This is a genomic window from Sphingomonas sp. (genome assembly GCF_019746665.1).
Taxonomy (GTDB): Bacteria; Pseudomonadota; Alphaproteobacteria; order Sphingomonadales; family Sphingomonadaceae; genus Sphingomonas.
Genome location: NZ_JAIERS010000008.1, coordinates 18,676 through 43,311, shown reverse-complemented (window position 1 = coordinate 43,311; position 24,636 = coordinate 18,676). Strand labels below are relative to the sequence as shown.

Here is a 24,636-nt window from a genome sequence, read left to right as displayed (position 1 = left end):
TATACCCGTCGCCCCGGCCGAAGAGCCGGGGCTTGGCTGCCTTGCGACCGCTGAATAAAAGCCCAGCCCCGGCTCTTCGGCCGGGGCGACGAGGGTATATTTTCGCTGCAGGGTTGTCCTAACCATGCTCGAACCCCAGCCGCTCGGGCAGCGGCACCGGCTCGCCGTGCTCGGTGAGGATGAGACCTGCCCCCGCTCGCAGCGCACCGATGCGCGTCGCCGGCACTGGCAGCACCGCATCGGCGGGCGCGGCGAACAGCAGCTGATAATCGTCCCCCGCTGTCGCCGCCGCGAGCCGGGCGGCGCGGTCATCGCCCGCGAACGCGCGGTAGGCCGGCGAGAGCGGCACGGCGTCGAGCGCGATCTCGACGCCGAGCCCGCTCGCCGCCGCCAGCCGGGCGGCGTCGATCAGCAGCCCATCGGACACGTCCATCATCGCGCTCGCGATCCCGCCGAGCGCCCGCCCCTCGGCCAGCCGGGGCTGCGGCCGGCGATAAGCGGCGAGCAACGCCTCTGGCCCAACCTCGCCGCGCGCGATCCGCAAGCCGGCGCCGGCATCGCCGATCGTGCCGGTAACGTAGAGCGCCTCCCCCGCCCGCGCGCCGCTCCGCGCCGGGGGCGCCGCCGTGCGGCCGATCGCGGTAAGGCTCAGCACCCGGGGCGCGCCCGCCGGCAGCGAAACCGTGTCGCCCCCCAGCAGCAGCGTGCCGAGCGCGCGGAGCGCCGCGTCGAGCCCGGCGAGGAACGCGGCGTCCCAATCGCCACCGCTCAAGGGATAGTTGAGCAACACTCCCTCGGGCGCCGCCGCTTTCGCCGCCAGATCGGACAGGTTCACCGCGAGCAGCTTCCACGCGACGTCTTGCGGCGGGTCGGCGGGCAGGAAATGGACGCCTTCGACGAGGGTATCGGTCGTCAGCACCAGTTCACCGAGCCGGGCGGCATCGTCGCGCAGATCGCCTGCCCCCCGGTGCAGCGGCAGGGCGCGCAGGGCGGCGAGGAACTCGGCCTCGGTCAACCGCCCCGCACGTCCTTCGCGATCGCGTCGAGCAAACCGTTCACGAAACCTGCCTCGCGCTTTTCGTAAAAGGCGTGGGCGACATCGACATATTCAGTGATCACCGCCCCCATCGGCACATCGGGCCGGGCGAGCAGTTCATAGGTGCCCGCACGCAAGATTTCGCGCATCGGCTTATCGAGCCGCTCCAGGGTCCAGCCCTTGGCGAGCTTGGCGGTGATCAAGGCATCGACCTCGCCCCCGCGCGCGAGCGTGCCGCGGACGAGATCGTTGAAGAAATCGACGTCGGCCTCGGCATATTCGGCCTCCTCGATCGTCGCGCCCAGGCGATGCTGATGGAATTCGTGCAGCAGCGCCGGCACCGGGGTGGCTTCCATCGCATGTTGATACAGCGCCTGAACGGCGGCGAGCCGGGCGGCGGCGCGGGCCTTGGAACGAGTCATGGCGCGCGATGTAGCGGCTGAGGGCGAGATTGCTAGCCCGCCGCGCGCAGGTACGCGCCCGTGGCCAATCGCGGCGGGCTGTGACACACTCGCGCCAGGGGGGGTGCGATGGGAAGAGCCAGCATCGGCGTTTGGGCGATGAAGCCGTTGCCCTGTCGACCCTTTAGCCCACGGAGGCGGGGCTGACCCCGCTCCAATATCTGCTCGGCGCCGCCTCGGGCGGGCTGGTCGGCTTCACGCTCGGGCTGGTGGGGGGTGGCGGATCGATCCTGGCAATGCCGCTGATGGTCTATCTGGTGGGGGTGGCGAACCCGCATGTCGCGATCGGCAGCTCGGCACTCGCTGTCGCCGCCAATGCCGCGAGCGGCCTTGCCCAACATGCCCGCGCGCGCAACGTGCGCTGGGGCGCGGGGATCGCGTTCGCGGCGGCGGGCGTGCTCGGCGCGCTGGCGGGATCGACCCTGGGCAAGGCGGTCGACGGGCACCGCCTGCTGTTCCTGTTCGCGCTGCTGATGATCGTGGTGGGCGTACTGATGCTGCGCCGGCGCGAGCAAGCCGGAGTCGTCGGCGGCGGCCTCACCCGCGCGACCGCGCCACGCCTGATCGTGCTTGGCGGGGCGACGGGGCTGCTTTCCGGCTTCTTCGGGATCGGGGGCGGCTTCCTGATCGTTCCTGGACTGATCGCGGCGACGCGGATGCCGATGATCAACGCGGTCGGCACCAGCCTGGTCGCGGTGACCGCGTTCGGGCTGACCACCGCGCTCAACTATGCAGCATCGGGCATGATCGATTGGTCGCTCGCCGCGATCTTCATTCTGGGCGGCATCGCCGGGGGCGTGACCGGCACCAGACTAGCCCAGCGGCTGTCCCGGCGCGGCGCGCTCACCCCGGTGTTCGCCGCGCTGATCTTCGCGGTGGCGGGCTATATGCTGTGGAAGAGCGGACCGGTGCTGTAGCGCGCTTGTGCGCTCGCCCCGGCTGCGGCTAGGCTCGGTGCCAAATTCGGGGGGACCAACGATGGGCGACAAGATGATCGATCGGCGCGCGATGATCGGCGTGGGCGGGCTGATGGGCGCGGCGGGGGCTATGCCCGCGCTCGCTCAGACGCCGGCCGCCGCCGGTGCCACGCCCTGGCGCCCGGCGATGGAAGAGCAGGACGCCTGGATGGACCGCCCCGGCACCCGCCACCGCCTGGTGCTTGATACCACCACGATCGATTCGGGCACGGCGGCGATGTTCTACGCCGACAATTTCTACGCTCAGAACAAGGCGGGGTACGGCATCGGCCCCGAAGCGCTCGGGATGATCATCGTCTTCCGCCACTTCTCCACCCCGTTCGGCTTCAACGACGCCATGTGGGCCAAATATGGCGCGACCATCGCCGACAAGATGAAGATGCAGGGCGAACAGGCGATCCGCGCGATCAAGGGCAATCCGAACCTCTCGGCGCCCGCCCCCGCCAAGCCCACGCCCGCCGCCAAGAAGGGGGATGACGAGCCGCCGGTGACGCTGGCGGTGCTCGCCGAGCGCGGCGCGCGCTTCGCGGTGTGCGGCATCGCGACGGAGGGCATGGCGGCGCAACTCGCCCGGGCGAGCGGCGGCGATGCGAAGGCGATCAACGCCGAGCTGCGCGCCAACATGATCCCCGGTGCGGTGATCGTGCCCGCCGGCATCGTCGCGGTGAACCGCGCGCAGGAGCGTGGCTATAGCTTCATCAACATCGTCGACTGAGGCGATGCGGTATCGAACGGTGCTGCTGGCGTTCGGCGCGGTGGTGCTCGGCGCGTGCCAGCCGCGTGCGGCGGCACCACCGGCCAAACCAGCCGCCTTCAGCCCGCCCGACGAGTCGGCCATCCCATCAGGCCCCGATGGCGACGCGATCCGGCGCGGCCGCGACCTGTTCCTCGCGACCGCCCGCCACGCGCCACGCTATGTCGGCAACGCCCTTGCCTGCGGCAATTGCCATTTGGACGCAGGGCGCAAGGCCGATGCCGCGCCGATGTGGGCGGCCTGGGTGAGCTACCCCGCCTTCCGCAAGAAGAACGGCCGGATCAACACCATGGCCGACCGGATTCACGATTGCTTCCTTTACTCGATGAACGCGCCGGCCGCGCCGGCGAAGGGGCCGCCGCCGCTCGACGACCCGATCTACCGCGATCTGCAGAGCTATTTCGCCTGGCTCGCGCAAGGGGTGGCGGTGGGCAAGCCGCCGCCGGGGCGCGGCTATATCGCGCTCGCCAAGACCACGCTCGGCCATGATCCGGCGCGCGGGAGCGCGGTGTTCGCCAACAAATGCGCGGCATGCCACGGCGCCGACGGACACGGCACGCCCGATGGCGCGGGCGGCTACGTCGCGCCGCCACTTTGGGGGTCGAAATCGTTCAACTGGGGCGCAGGGATGGCGCGCGTCGCGACCGCAGCGGGTTTCATCAAGGTCAACATGCCGTTTGGCGCCGGCAATAGTTTGACCGACCAGGAAGCCTGGGACGTCGCCGCTTTCATCGACAGCCACCAACGTCCGCGCGATCCGCGCCAGACGGGCAGCATCGAGAACGCGCGGGCGCAGTTCCACGAAAGCGGCGACTATTACGGGCAGACGATCGCCGGGCACCTTTTGGGCGGCGGCACCGAATAGCAGCCGTTCCCTCAGCCCAGCGCGCGCGCCATGCGCAGATGGCGACGCAGTGCCGGCAGCGTCTGCCGGGCAAGCGCGCGGACATCGCCCGGATCGCGGATCGCCGCCTCACGGCTGAAGGCGGCGATGTCCTTGCGGTGATCCTCGACCATGTAGCGCGCGAATTCGCGGTCGAATGACGGGCCGCGCAGCTGATCGAGCTTCGCATATTCCGCCTGCGCCTCGTCGGTCATACCGTCTGGAATGGCGACGCCGTGCCGCCGCGCCACCGGCAGCGCCGCGCGCCGGGCGGTGCCGTGATCGCGCGCGAGCGTCGCGCCAAAGCGCCGCACCGCCGTGCTTTGGCCATGCGTCTGGGCGAGCTTGCCGAGGCGCATCTCCGCGTTATCACCCTTGATCGCCTTGGCAAGGAAAGCGCCGGGCGCCGCGAGCGCCGGCGACACGCCCGCCATGCCAAGCGACAAAGCGAGCAGGCTCCAACTGATCCGCATATCGGTCTCCGTGAAGCGCTCAAGGCAAGCGCATGCGGCGGCCGAAGGTTCCGGCGGATCAGGATGCGCCCTCCCCGTCCAGCCGCGCCAGCGCCCACCCCGCCGCCTCGCGCACGACAGCATCCTCGTCCCCAAGCAGCGCCCGCAGCGGCGGCACCAGCGCGCGGTCCCCACTGTTTCCCGCTGCGATCGCCGCGTTCCGCACCAGCCGGTTGCGGCCGATGCGCTTGATCGGCGAGCCCGCAAACACCGCGCGAAAGGCCGCGTCATCGAGCGCGAGCAGATCGGCGAGCGCGGGCGCGGTCAGTTCCGCGCGCGGCAGAAAAGCGCGGTGGGCGGCGGCCTGCGCGGCGAACTTGTTCCACGGGCACACCGCCAGGCAATCGTCGCAGCCATAGACACGATTACCGATCGCTTCGCGCAAATCGGGCGGGATCGGCCCCTTATGCTCGATCGTCAGATACGAGACGCAGCGCCGGGCATCGAGCCAGTAGGGCGCGGGGAAGGCGTCGGTCGGGCAGGCGCGCTGGCAGGCGTCGCAGCGGCCGCAACGGTCGCGCCCCGGCGCGTCGGACGGCAGCGCGAGCGTCGTGTAGATCGCCCCCAGGAACAGCCAGCTGCCATGATCGCGGCTGACGAGATTGCTGTGCTTGCCCTGCCAGCCGAGCCCGGCGGCCTCGGCGAGCGGCTTTTCCATCACCGGGGCGGTATCGACGAAAACTTTCAGCGCCCCGCCCTCGGTCTCGACCATCCAGCGCGCGAGCGCCTTCAGCGCGCGCTTCACCACATCGTGATAATCGCCGCCTTGCGCATAGACCGACACCCGCCCGCGATCGGGATGCGCGGCGAGCGCGAGCGGATCGCGCCCCGGCGCGTAGCTCATGCCAAGCGCGATCACGCTTTCGACCTCCGGCCAAAGCCCGCGCGGGGCGGCGCGCTGGTCGGCGCGCGCTTCCATCCACAGCATCTCGCCGTGCATCCCTTGCGCGAGCCACTGGCGCAGCCGCTCGCTGGCGCGCGGCGCGGCGTCGGCACGCGCGATGCCGCAGGCGACGAAGCCAAATTCGGCCGCCTTCGCCTTCAATCGCACCGCGAAAGGCTTGTCTTCGTTCATCCTTGGCCGCTACCCATGGCCCAGCACATAAGGGGGAGCGCTTGGAAAGTAATCTCGCGATCAGCGCGCACGGCCTGGTCAAGCGTTTCGGCGAGCGGCGGGTGGTCGACGGCGTCGACATCGCGGTGCCGCCCGGCCTTATCTACGGTGTGCTCGGCCCCAATGGCGCGGGCAAGACCACGACCTTGCGGATGCTGCTCGGCATCATCGAGCCAGATGCGGGGAACCGCACCCTGCTCGGCCGCGCCATCCCGCGCGAGGCGAGCGACGAGGTCGGCTATCTACCCGAGGAGCGTGGGCTCTATCCGGCGATGAAAGCGCGCGAGGCGATCGCCTTCATGGGCGCCCTGCGCGGCCTGCCCTGGCATGTCGGGCGCAAGCGCGCCGACGCGCTGCTGGAGCAAGCCGGGCTCGGCTATGCGGCGGACGAGAAGATTCGCAAGCTCTCCAAGGGCATGGCGCAGCTGGTGCAACTGCTTGGCTCGGTGGTGCATCAGCCGCGCCTGCTGGTGCTCGACGAGCCCTTTTCGGGGCTTGATCCGGTTAACCAGGAGAAGCTGGAGGCGCTGATCAAGGCCGAGCGCGATCGCGGAGCAACGATCCTGTTCTCCACCCACATCATGAGCCATGCCGAGCGGCTGTGCGATCGGCTGGCGATCATCGCCGGCGGCAAGCGCCGGTTCGAGGGCACGGTGACGGAAGCGCGCGGCACGCTGCCCGCGCAGGTCCGTTATGCCCCCACCCGGCTGGACCCGGCGATCGACGCGCTGCTGCCGGCGGACGCGCGGCATGAAAATGGCGGCTATGTCTTCACCATGCCGCAACAGGGGATCGAAGCGTTGCTGGTGAAACTGATCGAGGCCGGACACGGCATTTCGGGGCTGTCGATCGAACGGCCGAGCTTGCACGATGCCTTCGTGGAAATTGTCGGCCGCAAGGCGCTGGAGGCCGCACAATGAACCGCCGCCTGATCCGCCAGACGCTCACCATCGCCCGCCGCGATTTCACCGCGACGGTGTTCACGCCATTGTTCCTGCTGTTCCTGCTCTCGCCCCTGATCATGGTACTGTTCGGCGTGCTTGGCGGGCTAGGCGGCGCGAACCTTGCGCGCGCCGGCGAGAATAAGGCAGTGCTGATCGCGATCGTCCCCGCCGCCGAAGGCCAGGCACTGAGTGCCGCCGACGCCAAATTGCGCCGCATCTTCCGCCGGGGCGATGCCCCGCCGCCCCTGATGATCGAGGCGCCCCGCGGCGATGGCGGCGCGCAGGCACAGGCCGCGTTCGATCGCGCCGACAAGGAGGTCGCGACGGTGCTCACCGGCCCGCTCGAGGCGCCGCACATCCTGTTCACCCCGGCCGGTACGCGCACCGCCGATTATCTCACCCAACTGGCGGAGACGGCGCTCAGCGACATGAACGCGCCGGTCGCCTCTTCGCCGGTGCGAATCCCCGTCACCCGCAAGGCGCCGAGCGTTGCCGGACGCAACCAATCGGCGTTCCTCGCCGTGCTCGGCATCTTCTTCCTGACGCTGTTCTTGTCGGGCCAGGCGGTCGGCACGATGGCCGAGGAGCGCAGCAACAAGGTGATCGAGATCCTCGCCGCTGCGGTGCCGCTCGAATCGGTGTTCCTCGGCAAGCTGCTCGGCATGTTCGGTGTCGCGGTGCTGTTCGTCGCCTTTTGGGGGACATTGGCGAGCCAGGCCGGGCATTTCGTGCCGCCGACCGGCCCGGGCCGACTGTTCACCGATCTCGCCCCCGCCGTCGGCACGCCAGCCTTCGCGCTGCTGTTCGCGGGCTATTTCGCGATGGCCTATATGCTGCTGGGCGCGGTGTTCCTCTCGGTCGGTGCGCAGGCGCAGACGATGCGCGAGATCCAGATGCTGTCGCTACCGATCACCATCACCCAGATGCTGATGTTCGGCCTCGCCTCCGCCGCCGCCGCCGATCCGGGTTCGACGACCGCGACCATCGCCGAGATTTTCCCGCTCTCCTCGCCCTTCGCGATGGCGGCGCGGGCGGCCAACAGGCCCGAAATCTGGCCGCATCTGGCCGCGCTTGCCTGGCAGGCCCTTTGGGTTTCGCTCACCATCTGGCTGGGCGCGAGCGCGTTCCGGCGCGGCGTGCTGAAAACGGGCAGCGGGCGCAAAGGGCTGCTCGCCCTGCTCGGCATCGGCGCCGCCACGTCCGCTATTGACAACAATGTAAATTAGCGTTGTTCTCTCCGCATAAGGAGAGGAACATGGCGACTCTGGCCCCCGAAATGTCCGCGCAGGTGGACCCGCTCGATGTCACCCGCCCGGAACTTTATCGTGACGATCTGTGGCAGGCGCCATTCCGTGAGCTACGCGCCAAGGCGCCGGTGTATCGCTGCGAGAACAGCGATTTCGGACCCTATTGGTCGATTTCCATCTACAAGCCGATCGTCGAGGTAGAGTCGCTGCCCGATCTTTATTCGAGCGAGATGGGCGGCATCGTCGTCGCCGATCTGAAACCCGAGCGCGGCGACATCAAGGCGCCGATGTTCATCTCGATGGACCGCCCCAAGCATACCGGGCAGCGCCGCACCGTCGCCCCCGCCTTCACGCCCAGCGAGATCGAGCGCATGGGCGTCGACGTGCGCCGCCGCACGATCGAGGTGCTCGATGGCCTGCCCTGGGGCGAAACGTTCGATTGGGTCGACAAGGTGTCGATCGAACTGACGACGCAGATGCTCGCCATCCTGTTCGACTTCCCCTGGGAAGACCGCCGCAAGCTGACCTATTGGTCCGACTGGGCGGGTGACATCGAACCGTCGAAAAGTGATGAACTGCGGATGCAGCGCCAGAACATCATGTTCGAATGCGCCGCCTATTTCAAAACCCTGTGGGACTCGAAGATCGGCAAGGAGCCGACCCCCGATCTGATCTCCATGATGATCCATTCGGAAGCGATGGCACATATGGACGACATGGAGTTCCTGGGCAATCTGATCCTGCTGATCGTCGGCGGCAACGACACGACGCGCAATTCGATGACCGCCGCGGCCTATGGCCTGGACCTGTTCCCCGAACAGCGCGCCAAGCTTGAGGCGGACCCGAGCCTGATCCCGAACGCGGTGCAGGAAATCATCCGCTGGCAGACGCCACTTGCGCATATGCGCCGCACCGCGACCCAGGACACGGTGCTGGAGGGTCACCAGATCAAGGCCGGCGACAAGCTGGTGATGTGGTACATCTCGGCCAATCGCGACGAGAGCGTATTCGGGCCGGACGCCGACCAGATCGTGGTCGATCGGCCTAATGCCCGCCGCCATCTGGCGTTTGGCCATGGTATCCACCGCTGCGTCGGCGCGCGGCTCGCCGAATTGCAGATCGGCGTGCTGCTCGAAGAAATGGCCAAGCGGCGGATGCGCGTGAATGTGGTGGGCGAGCCGACTCGCGTCGCCGCCTGCTTCGTCCACGGCTACCGGGCGCTGCCGGTGCAACTGAGCAAATATTAAGGTCCGTCGCGTTCACGGGGAGGATTTTTTGCCTCCCCGCGTAACCCTTTGCCGCCTTTGCTCCGTATCTTAGGGCAAAGGAGTGGAGCATGACCGATCGACGTCAATTTCTGTCGCTCGCCGCGCTGGGCGCTGGCGTGGCGGCATTTCTCGGCTGGCGCAGCCAGCCCGCCGAGGCCAAGGAACAATTCGAATATCAGCTGAGCGACGCGCAGTGGCGCAAGAAGCTGTCGCCGGCTGCCTATAGCACGCTGCGGCACGAGGCGACCGAATATCCCTATTCGAGCCCGCTCAACGCCGAACATCGCACCGGAACCTTCAGCTGCGCGGGCTGTGCGCTGCCGCTCTTCTCGTCCAAGACCAAGTTCGACAGCGGCACCGGCTGGCCAAGCTTCTATCAGCCGCTCGCCAACGCGGTCGGTAGCAAGACCGATTGGGCGATCGGCGTGCCGCGCACCGAGGTCCATTGCCGCCGCTGCGGCGGGCATCTCGGCCATGTGTTCGATGACGGCCCGCCGCCGACTGGCAAGCGTTACTGCATGAACGGCGTCGCGCTGCACTTCGCGCCCGGCAAGGCGTAGGGACAGGTCGAGCGGCGGCGCCTGGGCGCGGCCGCTCGCCCCTCAAGCGGTGGCGGCGTGGATCGTCGCGACCGCCTTCAGGATCGCGGCGAACCGCGCACCGTGCTGGATCACCTCGGCGGTGACGCCAGCGGCCTTCAGCACTTTCTCATGGCTGTCAATGCACATGCCGCAGCCATTCATCGCCGAGACGGCAAGGCTGAACAGCTCGAAATCGGCCTTGTCGATCCCCGGCGCGCCGATCACATTCATCCGCAGCTTGGCGGGCATCTTGCCATATTCGGGGTTCGAGGCGAGGTGGGTGAAGCGGTAATAGACGTTGTTCATCGCCATCACCGCCGCCGCCGCGCGCGCCGCATTGGCTGCCTCGGGACTCAGTTTCGGCGCGCACTCCGCCTCGGCCGCCGCGACCAGCGGCTTGTGGCCGGTGCCGTGCGCGCAGGCGAGGATCAGGCCGTATTTGCGCTGATCGGTGAGCGACGGCTCGGTGAGCATCGAGCCGACATTCAGGCGAATGTCCTTGGCGAAATCGGGCAGGGCCGCCGCGAAATCCTTGAGCGACATGGGAAGCTCCTGTTTCTTCAACAACAAAAACCCCTCCCCTTCCGGGGAGGGGATAGGGGTGGGGTCGGTCCTGGCGCGACGTTCCGCCCCGGAAGCCCCCACCCCAACCCCTCCCCCGCAGGGGGAGGGGCTACATTGACGTATTCAGGCCGCGACCTGCAGCACCTCGTCGCCCTTGTTCCAGTTGCACGGGCAGAGCTCGTCGGTCTGCAGCGCGTCGAGCACGCGCAGCGTTTCTTGCGGGTTGCGGCCAACGTTCAGGCCGTTCACCTGCACCGCCTGGATCACGCCATCGGGATCGATCGTGAAGGTAGCGCGATAGGCGACATGCTCGTTCTTATCGAGAATACCGAGCGCCGAGGCGAGGATCGCGCCATTGTCGGCGAGCCAGGGGAAATCAGCGGCCGCCAGATCGGGGTCCGACTTGCGCCACGCCAGATGGACATGGGCGGTATCGGTCGAGGCGCCGATCAGCACCGCATCGCGGTCCTCGAAATCGCCCTTCAGCTGGCTGTAGCCGACGATCTCGGTCGGGCAGACGAAGGTGAAATCCTTGGGCCAGTAGAACAGCACCTTCCACTTGCCGGGGAAAGCGGTGGTCAGGTTCAGCGTCTCGCCGGCAGGCAGCGCGTTGGTGCCCTGCTGGACGGGAACGGTGATATCGGGAAACTTGTCGCCAACGGTCAGCATCTGTGCCTCCTATAAAAATCGAGCCCTGCGGCTCCTCTCCCCGCGCGGAGCGTGTGCCATCACACCCCGTTGCTGCAGTGCACATAGGGACTGCTGCGCCTGCGAACAAATCGTTTGTCTGTCGCGGATTGATCGAATATCTCAATGAAAGTGAGCATTTACCTCCCTACGCTGAAGCAGCTGCAATATCTTGTCGCCCTGCGCGATCACGGCCATTTCGGCCGCGCGGCAGAGGCGTGCTTCGTCACCCAATCAACGCTTTCCGCCGGGCTGCGCGAGCTGGAGACGCTGATCGGCGTGACGCTCGTCGAGCGCACCCGCCGCGTCGTGCGCTTCACCCCGCTTGGCGAACGCATCGCCGACAAGGCGCGCCGCGTGCTGCGCGAGGCCGATGAACTGGGCGATCTCGCCCGCGCCGCCGGCCGGCCCTTGTCGGGCGAGATGCGGATGAGCGTGATCCCAACGATCGCGCCATTCATGCTGCCGCGCATCCTGCCCCGGCTGCGCGCCGATTATCCCGACCTGAAGCTCTATCTGCGCGAGGAACCGAGTGGCGCGGCGTGCGAAGGGCTGCACAATGGCCGCAGCGACTGCGTGCTGCTTGCCCTGCCCTATGCTTGCGGTGAAGTGGCGAGCGCGCCGTTGTTCGAGGATGCGATGTTCGTCGCCTATCCTCAAAGCGATCCCGCGCCACCGGGCGAGATGGTCGCCGCGAGCGACATCGACGAGAACCGGCTGCTGCTGCTGGAGGACGGGCATTGCCTGAAGGAACATGCGCTCGCCGCGTGCAACCGGCCGGAACTGCGCGCCGAGGCGACGATGCTCGGCACCTCGCTCCACACCATCGTCCAGATGGTCGATAACGGGCTGGGGGTAACGATTTTGCCGGAAATGGCGATCAAGGCGGGCATCCTGCAGCACACCTCGGTCGCGGCGCGGCCGCTCGCCGCTGACAACCCGACGCGCACGATCGCGCTGGTCTGGCGCCGTGCCTCGCCGCGCGAGCGCGATTTTCAGCTATTGGCGCAGGTGCTGGCGGCGGCGGCATGAGCCGCGTCACCCCGACCGCGCCACGCTTCGTCCTGAAAGGCGCTTGCCTCCCGGCACGCTTCGCCGCAACCGGGATTGGGGTTTGTTCGTATTACCCTTGAAGGGCTGACAAGGACGCCCGCTACGAAGGAGTGGAAGATGAATTTATTGAAGTCGTTGACGTTGGGTGTCGCGGGTGCGGCGCTGATGCCGGCCGCGCTGCTCGCGCAAACGGCCCCCGCCGGCACCGCTCAGCCGGCCCCCGCCGGCCAGGGCCAAGCGACGGCGGGCCAGGCGCCGGCCGCCGACGCCAACGCCCCGATCGTCGGCGGCGCGCCGATGCTGCCGAGCCGGACGATCGTGGAGAACGCCGCCGCCGCTTCGAACCTGACGACGCTCGTCAGCGCGGTGAAGGCCGCAGGGCTCGACACGGTGCTCGCCGGCCCCGGCCCGTTCACCGTGTTCGCGCCCGATAACGACGCGTTCACCCGCCTCGCCCCAGGTACGCTCGACACGCTGCTGAAGCCGGAGAACAAGGCGACGCTCGAAAAGCTGCTGAAATATCACGTGGTCAGCGGCACTATCCTGCTCGCCGACCTGCTCAAGCAGATCGACGCGGGCGGCGGCAAGGCGACGCTCACCACGGTGGAAGGCCAGCCCATCACCGCCGAGAAGGAAGGCCCGGGCATCAAGCTGACCGCAGCGAGCGGCAATGTCAGCTATTTGCAGCTCGCCGACGTCAAGCAGTCGAACGGCGTCGTGCATGTGGTGAACGGCGTGCTCATTCCCAAGCTGCAATAACCGCGCGGGTTCATTGTCGAGGGCGCGGGGGCGGATGGTCCCCGCGCCTTTTTTTGTTCACGCGTGCATCCACGCCCTGCTGGCGACCGTAGCTACGGCACGAAAGTGCCGAGGAGACGATGATGTTGGGCCGAAATGGTGAACCCTGGCAGGCGCTGCGCGCCAACCACCTGCTCGCCGGTCTCGCCCCGCAAGACGCGCTGCTGATCGCGCCGCATCTGCGCCGACGCACCCTGCCGCCGGGACCGCTCGATCTGGTCGAGGATGGCCGCGCGCGGGTGCTGTTTCCCGAAAGCGCGGTGATCGGCGCGGCGATCGGCGGCAAGGCGGAGACCGCGCTGATCGGGCGCGAAGGCCTCGCCGGCTGGCCGTTGTTCGGCGCCGAGCAGCCGGTGCGGCTGACGGTGCGGTTGAGCGGCGGCAGCGTTCTCAGCATTTCGGCGGCGCGGCTCGAGGCAGCGACGCTCGCCAGCCCCAGCCTGTTCGCCAGCCTGATCGCGCACAGCCAGCGCTTCCTGGCGCAGACCGGCGCACTGCTCGCCTCGGGCCTGCGCGACAGCGCCGCGCAGCGGCTCGCGCGGTGGTTGGTGATGCTGCACGACCGGATCGAGGGCGATACGCTCGCCATAACCCATCAGGAGCTGAGCGAGATGCTCTGCCTGCGTCGGTCGAGCGTTACCGAGGCGCTGCATTTACTCGAGGGCGAGCGCGCCTTGCGCTGCACGCGCGGGCGGATCACGGTGCGCGACGGCGCGGTGCTGCGCGCCTGGGCGGCGGGCGAACCGCTCCCCGCGCCGCCGCCAATGGCGCCGGTGCGGTTACCGTTAATGTTCGCGACGCGGCAATAGGTGAAGCAGGGCGACGATCACCGCGCCGATCGTGAGCCCAACCACCGCCGATCCCGCCGCATAGACCGCCCAGTTGACCGCGCCGCCGAGCGGCAGCGCGTACTCGGCCTGTCCGGCCCAATGGTGCAGGCTGTGTCCGGGCTCGGCCACGCCAAAGCTTTCGAGGGCGTGGATCACGATCCCGCCGCCGACCCACAGCATCGCCGCGGTGCCGATGCCGGCAAGCCAGCGCAGCAGCACCGGCATCGTCTTGACCAGGCCCCGCCCCAGCGCCTGCCGCGCCGATGATCCCCGCGCGGCGAGCGCGAGACCGATATCGTCCATCTTCACGATCAGCGCGACGACGCCATAAACCCCGGCGGTGATCGCGATCGCGACCAGCACCAGCGAGACGGCCTGAGCGACAATGCCTTGGCCGGCCACCGCCTCCAGCGCGATGGCCATGATCTCGCCCGACAGAATGAAATCGGTGCGGATCGCGCCCGAAACCTGGCGCTGTTCAAGCTCGGTGGGATCGGTGATTTCAGCGACCGCATCCTCGGCATGGCCGTGGCCGGATATCTTCTCCCAAAGCTTCTCCGCGCCCTCGAAGCAGAGATAGCTGCCGCCCACCAGCAGCAGCGGCATGATTCCCCACGGCGCGAACGCGCTCAGCAGCAGCGCGGCGGGAAGCAGGAACAACAGCTTGTTGCGGAGCGAACCGAGCGCGATCTTGCCGATGATCGGCAACTCGCGCGCCGGCGCCAGCCCGACGACATAGCCCGGGGTGACGGCGGTATCGTCGATCACCACCCCCGCCGCCTTGGCGCCGGCCTTGCCCGCCGCGCCCGCGACATCGTCGAGCGAGGCGGCGGCGAGCTTGGCGATCGCCGCCACGTCGTCGAGCAGGGCAACCAGACCGCCGGGCATTGCTTTCCCCCAAATTCTCGCTGGCGGGTTAGCGCAGCGGCAAGAGCGGGCGCAAGCGCACCGCGAGGCAAATGACGAGCGGCCAGAACAGCGTGTTCGCCACATCCGAAAGCGTATCGGGCCAGCGCCACGAGCCAAAATGCAATCTGTCCATCACCTCGTTGAACGCCTCCGCCGCCACCACGCACGACAGCGGTACGAACGTCCCGAGCGAGCGTCTTGTTATCAACCGGGCGAGCATCAGCACGATCATCCCGGCGTGGATGTGCAGGATCGTATCGGGCAAGCCGGTGCCGTCGCCGATCCAGTCGATGAAACGATGGTAGAGCGCGGGCAGGTCCATGACGGGCTTTCGTGGGGAATGTCGCGGTGCGGTAGCGGCAGAGCGCAGAGCGCGCCATAGGCACGGCGATAATGGGCTCCGCCCTGCGCCGAAGCAGGAAGTATCGCGGCGGCGGTTAGGCGGCGAGCAATGCCTCCGCCCCGCTCAGATCGACCGAGACGAGCCGGCTGACCCCCTGCTCGACCATCGTCACCCCGAACAGCCGGTGCATCCGGCTCATCGTCACCGCATTGTGGGTGACGATCAGATAGCGCGTCGCGGTTTCGCGGGTCATCACTTCGAGCAGGTCGCAGAAACGCTCGATATTGGCGTCATCGAGCGGGGCGTCGACCTCGTCGAGCACGCAGATCGGCGCGGGATTGGTGAGGAATAGCCCAAAGATTAGCGCAACCGCGGTCAGCGCCTGCTCGCCGCCGGAGAGCAAGGTGAGCGACTGCAGCTTCTTGCCCGGCGGCTGCGCCATGATTTCGAGGCCAGCCTCGAGCGGATCATCCGAATCGACCAGCGCCAAATGCGCCTGGCCGCCGTTGAACAGGGTGGTGAACAGTCGCTGGAAATGGCCGTTCACCGCTTCGAACGCCGCCAGCAATCGTTGTCGCCCTTCGCGGTTCAGCGTGCCGATCGAGCCGCGCAGCCGGTTGACCGCCTGCACCAGTTCGTCGCGCTCGCCCTCGCTGGTGCCGAGCGCCGCCTCGATTTCGGCGAGCTCGCTTTCGGCGACGAGGTTGACCGCGCCCAGCCGTTCGCGCTCGGCTATCAGCCGGTCGTGGCGCGCGCTTTCCTCGGTCGCGCCACGCACCTCGTCGGCGCGGAAGCCCGCGCGCTCAGGGAGCAGGGGTGGCGGGCATTCGAAGCGCTCGCCCGCCAGCCGCGCCATCTCGACCCGGCGCAGCGCCTGATTCTCGGCGCGGGCGGCGGCGGCGGCGCGGGTCTCGCGCGCGGTGGCGAGCGTTTCGGCGGCGGCGGCGGCGAGGCGTTCGGTCTCGCGCAGGCGGCCTTCGGCGGCGCGCTCCTCGGCCATCGCGACGTCGGCGGCGGCGCGCGCGGCTTCATGCTCGGCGGCGAGCGCGACCAGCCGCGCCTCGATCCCGGCGGGTTTGGCGGCGAGCACCGCGATTTCCTCGCCGAGCGCCTCGGCGCGCTTCGCCATGTCGGCGATGCGACGGGCGGCGTCGCCGGCACGCTGGCGCCAGCTCTTGGCCTCGGCATCGGCCCGACCGCGCAGGCCCCGGTCATTCTCCAGCGCCCGGTCGAGCGCGAGCCGCGCGCTGCGCGCCTCCGCGACCCGCGCCCGCGCCGCCTCCGCGGCTTGCTGGAGCGCGCCGACCTGCGCCTGTGCCGCGCGGCCATCGGGGAGCGTGGCATGCGCAGCCTCGGCACGGGCGAGATCAGCAGCGGCCTCGCCGGCTTCGCTCGCCACCCGCGCCTGGCGCGCGGCGAGATCGCGGCGCTGCGCCTCGAGCCGTTCGAGCGCGGCGCTCGCCCGGTCCTCGGCGCGGGCGGCGTCGCGCGCGCGCGCCTCGGCCGCATCGATCAGCCGACGTGCCTCGATCCCGCGCTGGCGCGCCTCGGTGACCGCTGCGTCGATCCGCGCCAGTTCGGCCTCCGCGCCTTCGACCGCACGCACCGCCGCCGGCCGTGCCGCCTCCAGCGCGCGCAGCCGGCCGAGCCGTTCGAGCCGCTCGGCCGCCGCCGCCCCGCCCGATCGCGCGACGAACCCGTCCCAGCGGCGCAACTGCCCCCCAAGCGTCACCAGCCGCTGCCCCACCGCGAGTGGCTGCCCGCCGTCAGCCTCCACCACGAACACCTGCGCCAGCCGCCGCGCGAGCGCCGCCGGCGCCGCGACCCGATCGGCGAGCGGCACCGCCCCCGCCGGGGGTGGCGGATCGCTCGGCAGCGGCGCGGCTCCCGCCCAATGGCGTTCAGCCTCGCGATCGAGCCCCGCCTCCAGATCGTCGCCCAGCGCGGCGGCGAGCGCACGCTCATAGCCCGCCGCCGGGCGCAATTCATCGAGCACCCGCGCCTTGCCAGAGGGGCGCGTCGCCTTGGCGAGCGCCGCGCTTTCGCTGTCGAGCGCGGTGAGTTCGGCATGGGCGCGCGATCGTTCGGCCTGCGCGTGATCGCGGCTCGCCCGCGCGGTGCGTTCGGCCCCTTCCGCCTCGCTCAGCGCCGCGCGCGCCTGTTCGGCATGAGCGAGCGCCTGGGCGCGCTCGGCGGCGGCGCGGGCACGCTCGGCATCGATCGGGCCGGCATCGGCGAGCGCGCGCGCCTCCGTCGCCAGTCGCGCGGCATCGGCTTCCGCGCGCTGCGCCCGTGCCCGCGCGGCCTGGAGCGCGGCGGCCGCCACCCGCGCCTCCGCCGCTTCCGCAGCCTGCGCCGCCATCGCCTGGGCAAGCGCGACTTCGGCATCGCGCGCGCCGCGTTCGGCGTCCACCAGCGCGGCGTCGGCCTCGGGCACGCGCTTGACCGCTTCGGCGAGGCGCGCGTCGATCTCCTTGGCTTCCGCCGTCAGCCGGGCGAGCGCCGCCGCGGCATCCTCGGCGAGTTCGCCCTCGCGCGCGCGATCGGCGGCGAGCCGGCCCTGGGCTTCCTGTGCTTCCGCCAGCCGCCGGGCGACACTCTCGCTTTCCTGGCGCAGGCCGCTCAGCTGATGGCCAAGCTCGCTCGCCCGGTCGCGCGCGGCGAGCGCGGTTGCCCGGGCTTCCGCCAGCGCCCCGGTCGCGGCGGTCTGGTGCGCGGCGGCCGCGCGCTGCGCCTCGGCTGCTTCGGCGACGCGCGCCTCGGCTCCTTCCGCCTCGGCGCGGGCGGCATCGGCGGCGGCGGCGGCATCCTGCCAGCGAGTGAAGATCAGCCGCGCCTCTGCGACGCGGATCTGGTCGGAGAGCGCGCGGTAGCGCTCGGCCTGGCGCGCCTGGCGCTTGAGCGCGCCGATCCGCGCCTCCTGCTCGGCCATGATCTCGCCCAGCCGGGTGAGATTGGCTTCGGTCGCCCGCAGCCGCTGCTCGGCATCGCGCCGGCGGACATGGAGGCCCGCGATCCCCGCCGCCTCCTCCAGCATCGCGCGGCGCTCCGCGGGTTTGGCATTGATCACCGCCCCGATCCGGCCCTGGCTGACGAGCGCCGGGCTATGCGCGCCGGTCGCGGCATCGGCGAACAGCAGCGCCACGTCCTTCGCGCGCACGTCGCGCCCGTTGATGCGATAGGCCGAGCCCGCGCCGCGCTCGATCCGGCGGACGACCTCGGTCTCACCCTCGGCGCCCTCGATCAGCATCGCCACTTCGGCGAAATCGCGCGCCGGGCGGCGGGTGGTGCCGGCGAAGATCACGTCCTCCATCCCCGCCCCGCGCAGCGACTTGGCGGAGGACTCACCCATCGTCCAACGCAGCGCTTCGAGCAGATTCGATTTGCCGCAACCATTGGGGCCGACGATGCCGGTGAGGCCGGGCTCGATGCGCAGATCGGCCGGATCGACGAAACTCTTGAAGCCGCTCAGCCGCAGCCGCTTGATCTGCACTTATGCCCCCTTTGGGGGATATTGCTTGAGGCGGAGCGCCGATGTCGAGTCCTTTAGCCCGCTGTAGGATGATTGTCGCGGTCTGAGCGGTTGCACGAGGCAAAGGATTTGGCCACGTCACTGCTCGCCAATTGTTAAGTTTACGCCGAGCATCACGTCGACGCCCTCCGCCGATTCACCGTTTGTCAGGCGGGGCGCCACCCGAGCAGCCGCAAGCCCCTCCTGCGCGTCGCGCAGGGTGAAGAACAAACCGCGCACGCGACTGGAGAGGTCGCCGTCAACATCCTGCGGGTTCGACAGATCAAGCGGATCGACGGATCGGCAGTCGAGGACGTCGCTCCCCACGCGGCAGGCGAACCGAAAATGCGCCCCGTCGCCATGCCGCAACGTCCGAGGCGAAAGCGTGATGCGCAGCGGTGCTGTTAACGTCACGTCGGACATCTTGACCGTGGCGCGCGGTTCTAATCGGGCAGGAATGTCCGCCACACTGATGCTTTCTTCTACCGTGAACAGCCGCGCCTTGGCGGTCGGAAGGTCGGACGTGTCATTCAACACGGCGACGCGAAGCCAAGCGGTTCGGCGAAGCCGGTCTTCCGCAGTGACCAACGGGCGCGCCAACTCCGCTGCCGCGACAGCGTCTAGCTGAGCCGGGTCGTTAACCTTGTCGGCTGCATCGGGTACACAGAGCGGCGGCGCGTAGAACCGTGGATTCGCCTTAAAGACGGCAGTGCGGCATTTGAAGCGGAAGCGGCGTGGCTCACTCGGCAAGTCAGCCACGACCACACGGGCAGTCTCCTCCCGAACGATTGCGGCGAAATTAGCAGGGGTGGCAGCGACCGACCCGCTCGCTACCGAGAAAAGTGCGACAGTCAGCACCGCGAGCGCTCCGACCTCTCCCGCAAAGTCGCCCCCCCCCTCAACCTCCCGCCGCCTTCAGCGCCGGCTGCAGCTGCGCCCAATCGCCCACATTCTCCAGCTTGCGGCCGTTGAGGATGAAGGTCGGGGTGCCGCTTACATTATATTGCTGGTTCGCCGCCTGATAACGATCGGCGATCGCTTGGATCGCCTTCTGGTCGGCGAGGCAGGCGCGCGCCTTGGCCTCGGGCAGGCCGCGCTGCTTGACGAAATCGAGATAGCCGAGCCCTTGCGCGAAGCCGAGCGCGGTCTGCGGCGCGGGCTGGCCCTGCAGGCCGCGCGCCACTTGCTCGGCATTGGCGAGCAGTGTCTGCTGGTTGCTCATCATCTGGTCGAGCATCGGGAAGAAGGCGTCGGGGTCGACGCAGTGGCCGAGCAGGGTCGGCGCCAGATCGAGCGCGCCGTGGATCGGATAGTCGCGGAACTCGTATGACAATTTGCCCTGCTTGATCAGCCCGTCCTTGAGCGCGGGGTAACCTTCCGCGTCGAACTTCGCGCAATAGGGGCAGGCGCGCGAGCCATATTCGATCAGCTTCAGCGGCGCGTCGGGGTTGCCCATGCGATAGCCGCCCTCGGGGGTCGCGCTCACCACTTCGGTCCACTGCTTGCCCGCGGGCGGCGCCTTGCCGGCAACGGGCGCGGCAGCGGTCGCGGTGGTGCCGCCGGTGGTGCCCTGCTGGCCACATGCCGCGAGCAGGATCGCCCCGCTCAGTATCAGCCCCTTGCGCATCTTGCCTCCTTAACCCTTGAGTTTTGCCTTGAGCAGCGGCTCGAGCGTGGCCCAATCGCCCGCCTTCAGCTTGTCGTCACCGATGAAGAAGCTCGGCGTGCCCGAAATCTTCTGCCACGCGGCCTGCGCCTGATCGGCGAGCTTCTGGTTCGCCTCGCGATCGGTGAAGCAGGCGGTGAGCTTGGCCGGGGTCGCGCCATAACGGCCGCCGATCGCGCTGAGGCCGGCGGCATCGGCGAGCTTCTGCAGCCGCTCTCCGAGCGAGCCCTTCAGCTTCGTGCCCTCGCCCTGGGCGAAGGTGGCGCCCTTGTCGAACCAGCTCGACTGTTCGGCGAAGATCGTGTCGACCGCCTCGAAATAACGGCGCGGTCCGACACAGCGCGCGACGATCGCGGCGGCGAGATCGAGCTGATCGCGCAGCGCGGGGCGCAGCTCAAGGCTGACCTTGCCCGAAGCGATCAGCGGCGCGAGCGCGTCCTTCGCCTCGCGCGAGAAAGCGGCGCAGTGCGGGCAGGTGAAGCTCGCATATTCAACCAGCTTCAGCTTCGCCGCCGGGTCGCCGCGCACGAAATAGCCCTCGGGAGTGCGCGTGGTCGCCACCGTCGTCGTGGCGGACTTGGCGGCCGCCGATTTAGCGACCGGCTTCTTCGCCGCCGGCGCCGCGAGCGCCATCCCGCCGGCGAGCACCGCCAGCACCCCGAACCGAAAGATCATTCCTGGATTTCCCGCTTGCTCGACTCGATCACCGGGGCGCCTTGGCTGGTCGCGACGCCCGCCGCAAGCGCCGAGAGCACCGCGCGCAGCTCGGGGTCGGCGATCGCGCGCAGACTGTTTCCCATTTCGAGCGGCACCGGCCGGAGCTGTCGCGCGGGGGTCGGCGCGGGCTTGGCCGGCAGCTCCCCGCTACGGATCGCGACCTTGGCGACCGCCTCGTATCCGAAGAAGCGGTTCACCCGCTCCATGATCTCGGGCACGATATGCTGCATCATCGGCGCATGCGCTCCGCGCACCAGCAGATGCAGCGTCCCACCCTGCTTTGCCCCGCGCGGAAAGCGGATCGATTCGGGCACCGAGACAGCGGCGAAGCGTGGCCCCACGATCTCGCCCCAGCGACTGACAACGGAGCTTTGCACGAAGCCGAACTTGCGGAAGGCGGCCCCCCCCACCTGCGGCAGCAGATCGGCGAGCGCGCGCGCCGGCCCGCCCCGGGCGGGATCGATCGCCTTAAGATTGCCGCCGCTTTTGCTCATCGCCCTGCCTCATGCCATAGCGCCCCCGTGCCCGCCAAGCCGCTTGATCCCGCCAGCATCGCCCCCGCCCTGCTCGCCTGGTACGATATCCATGCGCGCGACCTGCCGTGGCGGGTGCGCGGTGGCGCGCGGCCCGATCCGTACCGGGTTTGGCTGAGCGAGGTGATGCTCCAGCAAACGACGGTGGCGACCGTCCGCCCGCGCTTCGCCGAATTCGTCGCGCGCTGGCCGAGCGTGGAGTCGCTCGCCGGGGCGGAGGATGCCGAACTGATGTCCGCCTGGGCAGGGCTCGGCTATTATGCCCGCGCGCGAAACCTGTTGGCGTGCGCGCGGGCGGTGGCGGCGCGGGGCGGTTTCCCAAGCGACGAGGCAGGGCTGCGCGAGTTGCCGGGGATCGGTGACTATACCGCCGCCGCGATCGCCGCGATCGCCTTCGGCGAGCGCGCGGTGGTGGTCGATGGCAATGTCGAGCGGGTCGTCACCCGCCTGTTCGCTTGCGCCGAGCCGCTCCCCGCCGCCAAGCCCACGATCCGCGCGCTCACCGACCGGACCACGCCGAACGAGCGCGCGGGCGATTTCGCACAGGCGATGATGGACTTGGGCGCGATGCTCTGCACGCCGCGCGCGCCGGCCTGCGCGCTGTGCCCCCTCGCTTTCGCCTGTGCCGCCCGCGCCGAAGGAGCGCCCGAGCGCTATCCGGTGAAGCAGCCCAAGGCCGCCAAGCCGCAGCGTTACGGCACCGCCTTCTGGCTGGAACATGCCGGCCGGGTGCTGCTGGTACGACGCCCGCCCAAGGGGCTGCTCGGGGGGATGCGGGCGCTGCCGACCGGGCCGTGGGAGGCCGCGCCGCCCGGCCTTGCTGCCGCGCCGGTGCCGGTCACCTGGGCGGTGCGCCCCTCCCCGGCGCGCCATGTCTTCACCCATTTCCGGCTCGATCTGTCGCTCGCCGTCGCGACGCTTGCGGAGAGGCCGCCCGATTTGCCATCAACCGCCGAGTGGTGGCCGATCGACGCGCTCGACTCGGCCGGGCTGCCGACGGTCTTCGCCAAGGCCGCCGCGCTGAGGAGACAAGAATGACCCGCCGTTTCACCGTCCGCACGCTCGCCCTCGCCCTGCCGCTGGTCGCTTTGCCCCTGGTGGCGGTCGAGGCGCGCCAGGCGCTGCGCCAGAGCGCGCCGGTACCCGCCCCCGCGGCGCTCACGCAGTCGCGGGGCGTCGTCGACAGCTATGTCCGCCAGAACCGCGCGCCGGGCGTCGTCGCCGCCATCGGACTGGGGCAGACGACCACGATCCTCAAGGCCGGCAAACTAAGCTTCGAGGGCGCCGCCCCGACCGCCGACGAGAACACGCTGTGGCGCGTCTATTCGATGACCAAGCCGATCACCGCGATGGCGGCGATGATCCTGATCGAGGAAGGCAAGCTCAAGCTCGATCAGCCGATCAGCGATTTCTTCCCTGCTTACAAGAATATGCGCGTGCTGACCGATCCCGACAAAAGCCTCGAGTCGGTGCCCGCCAAGAACCAGATCACGGTGCGCCATCTGATGACGCACACGGCGGGCCTCGGCTATACCATCGTCACCAAGGGGCCGCTGCTGGCGGAGTATGAGAAGAACGGTATCACCCCCTTCACCAGCACCGTCGGCGCCGAGGTTCAGGCGCGCAAGGTCCGCCCGCCGAGTCTGCGAGCCTTCGCCGAGCGCGTCGCGACACTGCCGCTGATCGCCGAGCCCGGCACCAAATGGAGCTACTCGATCGGGCTCGACGTGCTGGGCGCGGTGATCGAGAAGGCGAGCGGGATGCCGTTCGACAGCTTCCTGCAAACCCGCATCTTCACCCCGCTGAAGATGAACAGCACCTATTTCCAGGTGCCGGCGGCTGACGCGAGCCGGCTGATCACCGGCTATGCTTTCTTCGGCGAGAACCCGATTCCGATCGATCCCGGCGCACAGAGCGCCTATCTCCAGCCGCCGAGCTTCCCCTATGGCGGCGCAGGGCTGGTGATGTCGGCGGCGGATTATGACCGCTTTCTCCACATGCTCCAGAATGGCGGCGAACTGGATGGCGCGCGGGTAATGAAGCCGCAGACGGTCGCGCTGGCGCTATCGAACCTGCTGCCGGCGGGTGTCACTTATCCCGGCGCGGTGCCCAACACTGGCGGCGCGCCCGGCCCGTCGCAGGGCTTTGGCGCGGGCGGCTCGGTCTATCTGGTCGATATTCCCGGCGGCCCGAGCAAGGGCACTTATGGCTGGGGTGGTGCCGCCGGTACCATCGCCTGGGTCGATCGCGCGCGGCAGCTGCGGGTGACGGTGATGGTGAACTACATCCCCGGCGAGCGCTGGCCGCTGCGCAGCGATTTCAGCAAGGCGTTCTACGCCGATATCGCGCGGTGATCGCGCCCGGCTTTACCGGCGGCACGCTCGATCGTGCCGACCGGTTGCGCCACGATGCCGAGGCGCTCGCGGCGGCGCAGAGCGATTGGCGCGCGCGGCTGCTGGTGCTCGATGCGTTCGATCCCGTGCTCGACGGCGAGGGCCGGCTGAGCTGGACGAGCCTCGCCGATGCGCCCGACGGCGCCGAGCTGGTGCTGCTCGGCCTCGGCGAGCGCGAGCGGCCGCATTTCGCGGCGTTGGTGCCCGGCGCGCGCGTGCCGCCGGGTCGATCGTTGCGGCTGTTCGCGATGCTGGGGGCGATGGCGCCGGGCGAAGCGGCGACCTATGCCGCCGCGCGCAGCCTGCTCGATTGGCACGGCCGCCACGGCTTTTGCGCCAATTGCGGTCAGCCGACCGCGATGTTCCGCGCCGGCTGGGCGCGGCGCTGCGATGGCTGCGGGACCGAGCATTTCCCGCGCGTCGATCCGGTGGTGATCATGCTCGCCGAGCATCAGGGCCGCTGCCTGCTCGGTCGTCAACCCGCCTGGCCCAAGGGGCGCTATTCGGCGCTCGCCGGGTTTCTGGAAGTGGGCGAGTCGATCGAGGAAGCGGTGGCGCGTGAGCTGTTCGAGGAGGCGGGCGTACGTGTCTCGGGCGTGCGCTACATCGCCAGCCAGCCCTGGCCGTTCCCCAGTTCGCTGATGATTGCGTGCGTCGGCGCGGCCGAGGACGACGCGATCACCCTCGACACGCAGGAATTGGAGGATGCCTTCTGGGCGACGCGGGACGAAGTGCGCGCGGCGCTCGCCGGCGATCCGGGCGCGCGCTTCCTGGCGCCGCCGCCTTATGCCATCGCCCACACGCTGCTGACCGCCTGGGCGGAAGCCGGCTAAGCCGGATCGCCACCTGCATTGC

General features: G+C 69.3%; 26 protein-coding genes. 13 read left to right on the top strand and 13 right to left on the bottom strand.

Annotation, left to right across the window (positions count from 1 at the left end; all coding sequences use genetic code 11):
• Window positions 1-118: 118 nt before the first annotated feature.
• Both thiL and nusB read right to left on the bottom strand, forming a co-directional pair.
• A complete protein-coding gene (gene thiL, locus K2X73_RS07330) occupies window positions 119-1,015 on the bottom strand; it encodes a thiamine-phosphate kinase (protein WP_294109529.1) in 897 nt (298 codons plus the stop codon).
• Window positions 1,012-1,458: a transcription antitermination factor NusB gene (gene nusB / locus K2X73_RS07325; RefSeq protein ID WP_294109528.1), complete on the bottom strand. Its 447-nt coding sequence runs from the start codon at window positions 1,456-1,458 to the stop codon at window positions 1,012-1,014. The genes thiL and nusB overlap by 4 nt, the downstream gene beginning before the upstream one ends.
• A 182-nt stretch (window positions 1,459-1,640) precedes the next feature.
• On the opposite strand from nusB, the gene K2X73_RS07320 reads away from it, so the two are divergent.
• The 3 genes from K2X73_RS07320 (at window position 1,641) to K2X73_RS07310 (ending at window position 4,093) form a co-directional block, all read left to right on the top strand.
• Window positions 1,641-2,414: a sulfite exporter TauE/SafE family protein gene (locus K2X73_RS07320; RefSeq protein ID WP_294109626.1), complete on the top strand. Its 774-nt coding sequence runs from the start codon at window positions 1,641-1,643 to the stop codon at window positions 2,412-2,414.
• A 61-nt stretch (window positions 2,415-2,475) separates the two neighbouring features.
• Window positions 2,476-3,189: a hypothetical protein gene (locus K2X73_RS07315; RefSeq protein ID WP_294109527.1), complete on the top strand. Its 714-nt coding sequence runs from the start codon at window positions 2,476-2,478 to the stop codon at window positions 3,187-3,189.
• 4 nt (window positions 3,190-3,193) lie between these two features.
• Window positions 3,194-4,093: a c-type cytochrome gene (locus K2X73_RS07310; protein ID WP_294109526.1), complete on the top strand. Its 900-nt coding sequence runs from the start codon at window positions 3,194-3,196 to the stop codon at window positions 4,091-4,093.
• Window positions 4,094-4,104: 11 nt separating this feature from the next.
• Here the strand turns inward: K2X73_RS07310 and K2X73_RS07305 are convergent, their stop codons facing one another.
• Both K2X73_RS07305 and queG read right to left on the bottom strand, forming a co-directional pair.
• Window positions 4,105-4,584: a DUF4142 domain-containing protein gene (locus K2X73_RS07305; RefSeq protein ID WP_294109524.1), complete on the bottom strand. Its 480-nt coding sequence runs from the start codon at window positions 4,582-4,584 to the stop codon at window positions 4,105-4,107.
• A gap of 58 nt (window positions 4,585-4,642) precedes the next feature.
• On the bottom strand, window positions 4,643-5,698 hold the full coding sequence (gene queG, locus K2X73_RS07300; protein ID WP_294109523.1) for a tRNA epoxyqueuosine(34) reductase QueG: 1,056 nt from the start codon (window positions 5,696-5,698) through the stop codon (window positions 4,643-4,645).
• A gap of 41 nt (window positions 5,699-5,739) precedes the next feature.
• Here queG and K2X73_RS07295 point away from each other — a divergent pair, with 41 nt between their 5' ends.
• The 4 genes from K2X73_RS07295 (at window position 5,740) to msrB (ending at window position 9,756) form a co-directional block, all read left to right on the top strand.
• Entirely contained in the window at window positions 5,740-6,657 is a 918-nt protein-coding gene (locus tag K2X73_RS07295; protein WP_294109522.1) for an ATP-binding cassette domain-containing protein, read from the top strand.
• On the top strand, window positions 6,654-7,907 hold the full coding sequence (locus tag K2X73_RS07290) for an ABC transporter permease (protein ID WP_294109521.1): 1,254 nt from the start codon (window positions 6,654-6,656) through the stop codon (window positions 7,905-7,907). The genes K2X73_RS07295 and K2X73_RS07290 overlap by 4 nt, the downstream gene beginning before the upstream one ends.
• Before the next feature lie 29 nt (window positions 7,908-7,936).
• Window positions 7,937-9,175, top strand: coding sequence for a cytochrome P450 (locus K2X73_RS07285; protein ID WP_294109520.1), 1,239 nt, complete (start codon window positions 7,937-7,939; stop codon window positions 9,173-9,175).
• Window positions 9,176-9,264: 89 nt separating this feature from the next.
• Entirely contained in the window at window positions 9,265-9,756 is a 492-nt protein-coding gene (gene msrB / locus K2X73_RS07280) for a peptide-methionine (R)-S-oxide reductase MsrB (protein ID WP_294109519.1), read from the top strand.
• Between the two features lie 42 nt (window positions 9,757-9,798).
• Here the strand turns inward: msrB and K2X73_RS07275 are convergent, their stop codons facing one another.
• Window positions 9,799-10,320, bottom strand: a complete 522-nt coding sequence (locus K2X73_RS07275) for a carboxymuconolactone decarboxylase family protein (RefSeq protein ID WP_294109518.1) — start codon at window positions 10,318-10,320, stop codon at window positions 9,799-9,801.
• A gap of 144 nt (window positions 10,321-10,464) precedes the next feature.
• Window positions 10,465-11,010, bottom strand: a complete 546-nt coding sequence (locus tag K2X73_RS07270) for a peroxiredoxin (protein WP_294109517.1) — start codon at window positions 11,008-11,010, stop codon at window positions 10,465-10,467.
• A 144-nt stretch (window positions 11,011-11,154) separates the two neighbouring features.
• Between K2X73_RS07270 and K2X73_RS07265 the strand changes: the two genes are divergently transcribed.
• From K2X73_RS07265 to K2X73_RS07255, 3 genes are all read left to right on the top strand, one after another.
• Window positions 11,155-12,060 (top strand): hydrogen peroxide-inducible genes activator, encoded by a 906-nt coding sequence (locus K2X73_RS07265; RefSeq protein WP_294109515.1) that lies wholly within the window; start codon window positions 11,155-11,157, stop codon window positions 12,058-12,060.
• A gap of 138 nt (window positions 12,061-12,198) precedes the next feature.
• Window positions 12,199-12,840, top strand: coding sequence for a fasciclin domain-containing protein (locus K2X73_RS07260; protein ID WP_294109514.1), 642 nt, complete (start codon window positions 12,199-12,201; stop codon window positions 12,838-12,840).
• A gap of 122 nt (window positions 12,841-12,962) precedes the next feature.
• Window positions 12,963-13,688: a Crp/Fnr family transcriptional regulator gene (locus tag K2X73_RS07255; protein ID WP_294109513.1), complete on the top strand. Its 726-nt coding sequence runs from the start codon at window positions 12,963-12,965 to the stop codon at window positions 13,686-13,688.
• Here K2X73_RS07255 and K2X73_RS07250 read toward each other — a convergent pair.
• The 7 genes from K2X73_RS07250 to K2X73_RS07220 form a co-directional block, all read right to left on the bottom strand.
• Entirely contained in the window at window positions 13,665-14,597 is a 933-nt protein-coding gene (locus K2X73_RS07250) for a DUF808 domain-containing protein (protein ID WP_294109512.1), read from the bottom strand. The two genes, K2X73_RS07255 and K2X73_RS07250, sit on opposite strands and share 24 nt — an antisense overlap.
• Before the next feature lie 28 nt (window positions 14,598-14,625).
• A complete protein-coding gene (locus K2X73_RS07245) occupies window positions 14,626-14,940 on the bottom strand; it encodes a hypothetical protein (protein WP_294109511.1) in 315 nt (104 codons plus the stop codon).
• A 115-nt stretch (window positions 14,941-15,055) separates the two neighbouring features.
• Entirely contained in the window at window positions 15,056-18,454 is a 3,399-nt protein-coding gene (locus K2X73_RS07240; protein WP_294109510.1) for an AAA family ATPase, read from the bottom strand.
• A gap of 117 nt (window positions 18,455-18,571) precedes the next feature.
• Window positions 18,572-19,330: a hypothetical protein gene (locus K2X73_RS07235; protein ID WP_294109509.1), complete on the bottom strand. Its 759-nt coding sequence runs from the start codon at window positions 19,328-19,330 to the stop codon at window positions 18,572-18,574.
• A 40-nt stretch (window positions 19,331-19,370) separates the two neighbouring features.
• Window positions 19,371-20,099, bottom strand: a complete 729-nt coding sequence (locus tag K2X73_RS07230) for a thioredoxin domain-containing protein (protein WP_294109508.1) — start codon at window positions 20,097-20,099, stop codon at window positions 19,371-19,373.
• A 9-nt stretch (window positions 20,100-20,108) separates the two neighbouring features.
• A complete protein-coding gene (locus K2X73_RS07225; RefSeq protein ID WP_294109507.1) occupies window positions 20,109-20,813 on the bottom strand; it encodes a thioredoxin domain-containing protein in 705 nt (234 codons plus the stop codon).
• Window positions 20,810-21,349, bottom strand: coding sequence for a DciA family protein (locus K2X73_RS07220; protein ID WP_294109506.1), 540 nt, complete (start codon window positions 21,347-21,349; stop codon window positions 20,810-20,812). The genes K2X73_RS07225 and K2X73_RS07220 overlap by 4 nt, the downstream gene beginning before the upstream one ends.
• 69 nt (window positions 21,350-21,418) lie before the next feature.
• On the opposite strand from K2X73_RS07220, the gene K2X73_RS07215 reads away from it, so the two are divergent.
• From K2X73_RS07215 to nudC, 3 genes are read left to right on the top strand one after another with little or no spacing between them, the layout of a single operon-like run.
• Entirely contained in the window at window positions 21,419-22,426 is a 1,008-nt protein-coding gene (locus K2X73_RS07215; protein WP_294109625.1) for an A/G-specific adenine glycosylase, read from the top strand.
• Window positions 22,423-23,742: a serine hydrolase domain-containing protein gene (locus tag K2X73_RS07210; protein WP_294109505.1), complete on the top strand. Its 1,320-nt coding sequence runs from the start codon at window positions 22,423-22,425 to the stop codon at window positions 23,740-23,742. The genes K2X73_RS07215 and K2X73_RS07210 overlap by 4 nt, the downstream gene beginning before the upstream one ends.
• Window positions 23,739-24,614: an NAD(+) diphosphatase gene (gene nudC / locus K2X73_RS07205; RefSeq protein ID WP_294109504.1), complete on the top strand. Its 876-nt coding sequence runs from the start codon at window positions 23,739-23,741 to the stop codon at window positions 24,612-24,614. The genes K2X73_RS07210 and nudC overlap by 4 nt, the downstream gene beginning before the upstream one ends.
• Window positions 24,615-24,636 lie beyond the last annotated feature (22 nt).

Bases quoted from the DNA above. Each gene is read 5' to 3' on its own strand.
- K2X73_RS07285 (WP_294109520.1), top strand. From the start codon at position 7,937: ATGGCGACTCTGGCCCCCGAAATGTCCGCGCAGGTGGACCCGCTCGAT.
- K2X73_RS07255 (WP_294109513.1), top strand. From the start codon at position 12,963: ATGTTGGGCCGAAATGGTGAACCCTGGCAGGCGCTGCGCGCCAACCAC.
- K2X73_RS07225 (WP_294109507.1), bottom strand. From the start codon at position 20,813: ATGATCTTTCGGTTCGGGGTGCTGGCGGTGCTCGCCGGCGGGATGGCG.
- K2X73_RS07290 (WP_294109521.1), top strand. From the start codon at position 6,654: ATGAACCGCCGCCTGATCCGCCAGACGCTCACCATCGCCCGCCGCGAT.
- K2X73_RS07315 (WP_294109527.1), top strand. From the start codon at position 2,476: ATGGGCGACAAGATGATCGATCGGCGCGCGATGATCGGCGTGGGCGGG.
- K2X73_RS07270 (WP_294109517.1), bottom strand. From the start codon at position 11,010: ATGCTGACCGTTGGCGACAAGTTTCCCGATATCACCGTTCCCGTCCAG.
- K2X73_RS07220 (WP_294109506.1), bottom strand. From the start codon at position 21,349: ATGAGCAAAAGCGGCGGCAATCTTAAGGCGATCGATCCCGCCCGGGGC.
- K2X73_RS07245 (WP_294109511.1), bottom strand. From the start codon at position 14,940: ATGGACCTGCCCGCGCTCTACCATCGTTTCATCGACTGGATCGGCGAC.
- K2X73_RS07275 (WP_294109518.1), bottom strand. From the start codon at position 10,320: ATGTCGCTCAAGGATTTCGCGGCGGCCCTGCCCGATTTCGCCAAGGAC.
- msrB (WP_294109519.1), top strand. From the start codon at position 9,265: ATGACCGATCGACGTCAATTTCTGTCGCTCGCCGCGCTGGGCGCTGGC.
- K2X73_RS07305 (WP_294109524.1), bottom strand. From the start codon at position 4,584: ATGCGGATCAGTTGGAGCCTGCTCGCTTTGTCGCTTGGCATGGCGGGC.
- queG (WP_294109523.1), bottom strand. From the start codon at position 5,698: ATGAACGAAGACAAGCCTTTCGCGGTGCGATTGAAGGCGAAGGCGGCC.
- K2X73_RS07310 (WP_294109526.1), top strand. From the start codon at position 3,194: ATGCGGTATCGAACGGTGCTGCTGGCGTTCGGCGCGGTGGTGCTCGGC.
- K2X73_RS07230 (WP_294109508.1), bottom strand. From the start codon at position 20,099: ATGCGCAAGGGGCTGATACTGAGCGGGGCGATCCTGCTCGCGGCATGT.
- K2X73_RS07260 (WP_294109514.1), top strand. From the start codon at position 12,199: ATGAATTTATTGAAGTCGTTGACGTTGGGTGTCGCGGGTGCGGCGCTG.
- nusB (WP_294109528.1), bottom strand. From the start codon at position 1,458: ATGACTCGTTCCAAGGCCCGCGCCGCCGCCCGGCTCGCCGCCGTTCAG.
- K2X73_RS07210 (WP_294109505.1), top strand. From the start codon at position 22,423: ATGACCCGCCGTTTCACCGTCCGCACGCTCGCCCTCGCCCTGCCGCTG.
- K2X73_RS07265 (WP_294109515.1), top strand. From the start codon at position 11,155: ATGAAAGTGAGCATTTACCTCCCTACGCTGAAGCAGCTGCAATATCTT.
- K2X73_RS07250 (WP_294109512.1), bottom strand. From the start codon at position 14,597: ATGCCCGGCGGTCTGGTTGCCCTGCTCGACGACGTGGCGGCGATCGCC.